The organism is Vibrio qingdaonensis, assembly GCF_026191675.1.
GTDB lineage: Bacteria > Pseudomonadota > Gammaproteobacteria > Enterobacterales > Vibrionaceae > Vibrio > Vibrio qingdaonensis.
On sequence record NZ_JAKRRY010000130.1, the window covers coordinates 1 to 921 of the forward strand.

The 921-nt window shown below is 40.2% G+C and carries 3 protein-coding genes; all 3 read left to right on the forward strand.

The features are described 5' to 3' along the window. Nucleotides 1–22 precede the first annotated feature (22 nt). The 3 genes from MD535_RS25640 to MD535_RS25650 are packed head-to-tail and all read left to right on the forward strand — an operon-like array spanning nt 23 to nt 890. Nucleotides 23–421, forward strand: coding sequence for a hypothetical protein (locus tag MD535_RS25640; RefSeq protein ID WP_265678112.1), 399 nt, complete (start codon nt 23–25; stop codon nt 419–421). Beyond that, the gene (locus MD535_RS25645; protein WP_265678113.1) at nt 418–696 is read left to right on the forward strand and encodes a hypothetical protein; all 279 of its coding nucleotides are present in this window, start codon (nt 418–420) and stop codon (nt 694–696) included. The genes MD535_RS25640 and MD535_RS25645 overlap by 4 nt, the downstream gene beginning before the upstream one ends. Beyond that, nucleotides 693–890 (forward strand): hypothetical protein, encoded by a 198-nt coding sequence (locus tag MD535_RS25650; RefSeq protein ID WP_265678114.1) that lies wholly within the window; start codon nt 693–695, stop codon nt 888–890. The genes MD535_RS25645 and MD535_RS25650 overlap by 4 nt, the downstream gene beginning before the upstream one ends. The last annotated feature ends 31 nt before the right edge of the window (nt 891–921 follow it).

Here is a 921-nt window from a genome sequence, read left to right on the forward strand (position 1 = left end):
AATATAAAGTGGAAGAAATGTAATGACGGTAAAGCTCAAGCAACAATATTGGAAGTGGGAGCAGAGTTTAGCTAACCCAGATAGTGACTTAGCGAAAGTTGCCAAGGTGTTTGTTGAACATTGTGACCGTTATCTATCTGTGAAAGAGTTGCATCGTTTAACGTTGGCTCAAAGTGATTTACAGAGCGTAAGGTATCGCCTAGTTCGACAGCATGGCTTCCAGTTCAAAATGAACCCTGATGCCCTTTATGAATATAAGCTGATGCATATTAACTTATCGCTTAAAAATACAGCGATAGGAGGTGCATCAAAGAAAACAGAACAGTTTGTGTTTCCTGATATCGCCCCGCTTTGGTGTTTGGCTTTAGGGCTAAATACCGAGGGTTTTGGTGCTCAAACAGGGAATCGTAAAATACTATGAACACTAATGATTGGGTATGCATTGATGCTGATGAAGATGATTATGTCATCGAGCGCTTTGAGGTGAGAGTGAAAGGAAAGAAACCATTAGTGCTTAACCACCCCAGCTATTCCAAGCTACTATTTGTTACCCAGCAATATCTCAATGTATCTAATGAAGTGGCTAAAGATGTGCTTCGGCATTCGATATTAGCCACTCCTAATCCTATCTGCTTTGATGAATATTGGCGCATTCGTAGTGCTCTGGAAAACACTGAGTTCAGGAGTGAGGAATGATGAAGAAAAACGGAAATGAGCCTGTTGTGTTAGAGTTATTGGTGAGACGAGATAATCATTTACAAGATTACCGCCGGATTCACTGTCTTAGAAAAGACGTGGGGGTGATTCGCTACAAGATAATGGTCAAAGATGGGGATATTGTTGGCAGCCAAGTATCGAACTCGACAACCTCAAATTACATTCAAATCTAGTTTTATCAAACTATTAACTAATAGGACAATT

Coding starts and splice junctions, on each gene's coding strand:
- MD535_RS25640 (WP_265678112.1), top strand. CDS start 23: ATGACGGTAAAGCTCAAGCAACAATATTGGAAGTGGGAGCAGAGTTTA.
- MD535_RS25645 (WP_265678113.1), top strand. CDS start 418: ATGAACACTAATGATTGGGTATGCATTGATGCTGATGAAGATGATTAT.
- MD535_RS25650 (WP_265678114.1), top strand. CDS start 693: ATGATGAAGAAAAACGGAAATGAGCCTGTTGTGTTAGAGTTATTGGTG.